This is a genomic window from Mesorhizobium sp. M1A.F.Ca.IN.020.06.1.1, from assembly GCF_004023265.1.
Classification (GTDB): Bacteria; Pseudomonadota; Alphaproteobacteria; order Rhizobiales; family Rhizobiaceae; genus Mesorhizobium.
Genome location: NZ_RZSR01000603.1, coordinates 1 through 3,714 on the forward strand (window position 1 = coordinate 1; position 3,714 = coordinate 3,714).

The following is a 3,714-nucleotide window of genomic DNA, read 5'->3' on the forward strand; positions in this document are numbered from 1 at the left end:
CCTTGATGGGGCTGACGAAATACCAGCCGGCGGTGTTGGGATGGTGGACCGCGAAGGGGGCGACCAGCCGCTCGGCTCGGATGTCGCTTGCCATATAGGCGCGGTTGGCAACGGCAAAGCCCATGCCGGCATTGGCCGCCTCGTAGGACATCATGCAGGAATCGAAATAGATGCTCTTGGTCTCGCCAAGCACGAAACTCGCGCCGGCAAAAGCCAGCCACGACTGCCAGTTCTGGGTGCAGGTGTCGGAGTGGAGCAGGGTGAAGTGCGTGAGGTCCTCCGGCGTCACCTTGGACAGCGGCTTGTCGCCCAGCACCTCGCGGAACAGCTTGCGGCTGCACACCGGCGTCAGGTCCTCCTTGAACAGCAGCACGGAGTTGAGGCCGGGGAAATTGCCGTCGCCATAGCGGATCTCGAGATCGTATTCGGAGGTCGCGAATTCATGCGTGGCATAGGAAGTCGAGACCCGCATCTCGATATCCGGATACTGCCGCTGGAAGGTGGCAAGCCGCGGAAACAGCCAGCGCGCCGCGAAGGTCGGCAAGACGCAGATCTTCAGCACATGCGCCTGGGATTGGCCGGTCGCCTCCATGCTGGCAGCCACGATCCGCTCCAGCGCCTCGCGCACGCGCGCCACGTAGGTCTCGCCTTCCGGCGTCAGCGACACCGCGTTGCCGCCGCGCTGGAAGATCTTGAAGCGCAGCTGGTCCTCCAGGCTCTTCACCCGCTGGCTGACGGCTGAGGCGGTAATGAACTGCTCTTCGCCCGCGCGCGTGAAGTTGCGGTGCCTGGCGGCGCTCTCCACGATTTTCAGCGAGTTTAAGTTGACCTGGCTGAGCAGACGCACGGGGTTCGACCTTTAGCTATGCTTAAAGTAGCACCAGCATTCCTAAATTTACAGGGGCGGGTGCTCAATCGACTGTTTACCAAGTGTTGCCCCCACCTTGGAGAAGTAGAATGAACGCCCATACAATCCCCGAACTGCGCTATGCGATGAGCCGTGAAGCCATCATCGGTCATGATACGGCGTGGAAAGTGTCGAGCTTCGGCGTCGCCCAGTATCTTCACGGCTACGACCCGCAACTGCTCGCCGCGATCGAGGAGGCGGCGCTCAAGCTCAAGGCCAGCCACGCCGTGCACAAGCATCTCGACCTTACCTTCATCACCGGCGCGGACCGCTACATTCCCGAGATCAAGGAACTGCTCAACGACAAGCTGCGGCTGGAACGGCTGTCCGACATGATGGGCACCAAGCTCGAACCCTATCCGCTGTCTATCGTCGGCTCGACCGTCACCTTCATGAACCCCAAGGACGGCGCCGTCGACTGGCACTGCGATGGCGTTCCGGTGACGGAACTCATTCCGCTCTCGATCAGCGATCCTCTGATCGGCGGCCATCTTGAAATCTATTGCGACGATTCCGAGACGGGGCGTGCCATCCTCGAATCCGGCAGCGACCTGCCGCGCAACAGGGTCATGCGCATCGACCACAAGATGAATTACGCCACGCTCGGCCAGTTCCTCGGCGTGCTCCATCGCACCGCGCCGATCCAGCTCGGCTCGCGGGTCACCCTGGTGCTCAACCAGCGTTCGGTGGCGAAGCCCTATGTCGACGACAACCGCATGTTCTACCTCGCCGCCGACAACGACCAGGACCGCGGCTGGGTGAACGAACTGGCCGAGGACGTCTGGACGAACCAGCTGCCGGCCTATCGCCGTCACGCCGAAGAACATCCCGTGCCGAAGCCGGCTGTCGATCCGGTCTCCGGCGGAGCCAGGGAATCGTGGTAGTGGCTGACGATCCGGCCGGTCGCCAGCCGCCTTCAGCATCGCTGAGCCTTGGCCCGCTCACCGCCGAAAGGCGCAGCGACCGTTCCAGCGCTGCTCCCCCGGTGGCGCTGGCCTTTGCCCTCGGCGCCGTGGCGCTCTGGGCGACTAACGCTTTCGTCGGCAAGACGCTGCTTGCCAATCACCCGGTATCGGAGGTGCAGTTCCTGCAGTTCTCAGGCGCCGCGCTGGTCTTTGCGCTGATCAGGTTCTTCCCTTCTCCCCTTGTGATCAAGGGGGCCGGACGGATCGCCGACGCAGGAGTTTCTTCCAACATCTCTCATCCGTCTCGGCGCTCCGTGCCGATCCACCTTGTTCCCCAAGGGGATAAGGGGAGAACCATGCGCGCCTGCGCCGTCGGCTTCATCGGCCTGGTCGGCACCATGGCGTTGCAATACATCGCCTTCGCCTCGATGCCGGTCATCGAGGCCAATCTCGTTGCCTACACCTGGCCGCTGATGGTCGCCGCCGCCGTCATCGTGCTCGGCCGCCCGCGACGGCCGCTGCTGCTTGGACTGACCGCCGCGCTGGGCTTCACCGGCGTCGCGCTGGTGATCTCCGGCGGAGGCGCGCATGCCTGGTTCGGAGGTAGCCCCGTCGGTTATTGCGCCGCCTTCGGCTCGGCACTTTGCATGGCCTTCTACTCGCTTGCCGTCGGCCGCCTTGCCGTGTCGCCGGATCGGCTTCTGCTGCCTTCGGCCCTGATCGGCGTGGCGCTGACCTTCGCATGGTGCCTGCATGACGGCGTCGCCGCCCTGGGCGGCTTGGACCTGCTGCTCGGACTCTATCTCGGCGCCGGGCCGATGGGGCTCGGCTATTATTTCTGGTCGCGCGCGCTCAGCCTCGATCAGGGTGGGCGGCTCGCGGTCGTGGCGTATCTCACGCCGATCGCTTCCACGCTTTTGCTGGCGCTGTCGGGCGAAAGCCTGTCGATGACGGCCATGGCTGGCGCCGTCCTTGTCATCGGCAGTTGCATTGCTGTCGGCATCGAACGTCCGGAGGGCTGAAGACCATGCCAGGGATCGTACCAGGAAACATGCCAGGGAGCGGGCTTGACGACGACGAACGCCGGGCCAGACAGGAGGCGCATTGGCTGGTCAAGGAATTCGGCGCCGAGGCGCAGCTCTATGCCGCCATGAAGGCTGAGAAGGCCATCGAGCAGAAGGATTTCGGCCGCTGCGCCCGCTGGAAACGCGTGCTGGAGATTCTGGCCGACGGCCCGACCGATCTCCGGCGCGGCGTTGCCGCGAAATAAGCGACTTGCCCTAACGAATCGGGCATGATCGATTGATCAGAGAGCCAGCGCTGCTCGCAATTATTGGCTTTCCGTCCAGAATTCCAATTTTTGCAGGAATTACTCGTAGAAATTGAAGTGCTGTTGCGTCATTTCCTCGCCCGTGCAGAGCTTCGGTGCTGTAAAGTGTTTGTTGTAGGTATTAGAATTCCTAACTTGCGCGGTCGCGGCCCGCGGTGAAAACATACCTTCGGTATTGAGTCTCGCACGTTTACTGACTCTGGACGTCCGTTGGGGGACAGGTCCAATAAGATACCTAGACTAAAGTCTTAAAAACAGCTGGTCATTTGAGAGCCAGCAGAAGGTGAAAAAATTGTCCAATATCGACGACAAGACTGCAATCGAGCTGACCGCCGACATTGTTTCGGCCTATGTGGGCAACAACCCGCTTCCGGCATCCGGCCTGCCTGATCTGATCGCCAGCGTCAGCGCTTCCGTGCGCAAGCTCGCCGGGGGCGCCCCGGTGAAGGAAAGCGCGCCGCAGACGCCGGCCGTCAATCCGAAGCGTTCGGTATTCCCCGACTACATCGTCTGCCTCGAGGACGGCAAGAAGTTCAAGTCGCTGAAGCGGCACCTGTCGACCGACCATGGGC

General features: G+C 62.4%; 5 protein-coding genes. 4 read left to right on the top strand and 1 reads right to left on the bottom strand.

The features are described from left to right. The coding region (locus tag EOA60_RS23215; RefSeq protein ID WP_128311956.1) for a LysR substrate-binding domain-containing protein at positions 1–847 on the bottom strand (847 nt) is incomplete at its 3' end. A gap of 110 nt (positions 848–957) precedes the next feature. Between EOA60_RS23215 and EOA60_RS37740 the strand changes: the two genes are divergently transcribed. The 4 genes from EOA60_RS37740 to EOA60_RS23240 form a co-directional block, all read left to right on the top strand. Then, positions 958–1,791 (top strand): hypothetical protein, encoded by an 834-nt coding sequence (locus EOA60_RS37740; protein WP_066995820.1) that lies wholly within the window; start codon positions 958–960, stop codon positions 1,789–1,791. After that, positions 1,791–2,834 (top strand): DMT family transporter, encoded by a 1,044-nt coding sequence (locus EOA60_RS23230; protein ID WP_245322281.1) that lies wholly within the window; start codon positions 1,791–1,793, stop codon positions 2,832–2,834. The genes EOA60_RS37740 and EOA60_RS23230 overlap by 1 nt, the downstream gene beginning before the upstream one ends. Before the next feature lie 29 nt (positions 2,835–2,863). Further along, a complete protein-coding gene (locus tag EOA60_RS23235; RefSeq protein ID WP_067330416.1) occupies positions 2,864–3,082 on the top strand; it encodes a hypothetical protein in 219 nt (72 codons plus the stop codon). Positions 3,083–3,434: 352 nt separating this feature from the next. Next, a partial coding sequence (locus EOA60_RS23240) for a MucR family transcriptional regulator (RefSeq protein WP_206628205.1) occupies positions 3,435–3,714 on the top strand: 280 nt, incomplete at its 3' end.

Bases quoted from the DNA above. Each gene is read 5' to 3' on its own strand.
- EOA60_RS37740 (WP_066995820.1), top strand. From the start codon at position 958: ATGAACGCCCATACAATCCCCGAACTGCGCTATGCGATGAGCCGTGAA.
- EOA60_RS23235 (WP_067330416.1), top strand. From the start codon at position 2,864: ATGCCAGGGAGCGGGCTTGACGACGACGAACGCCGGGCCAGACAGGAG.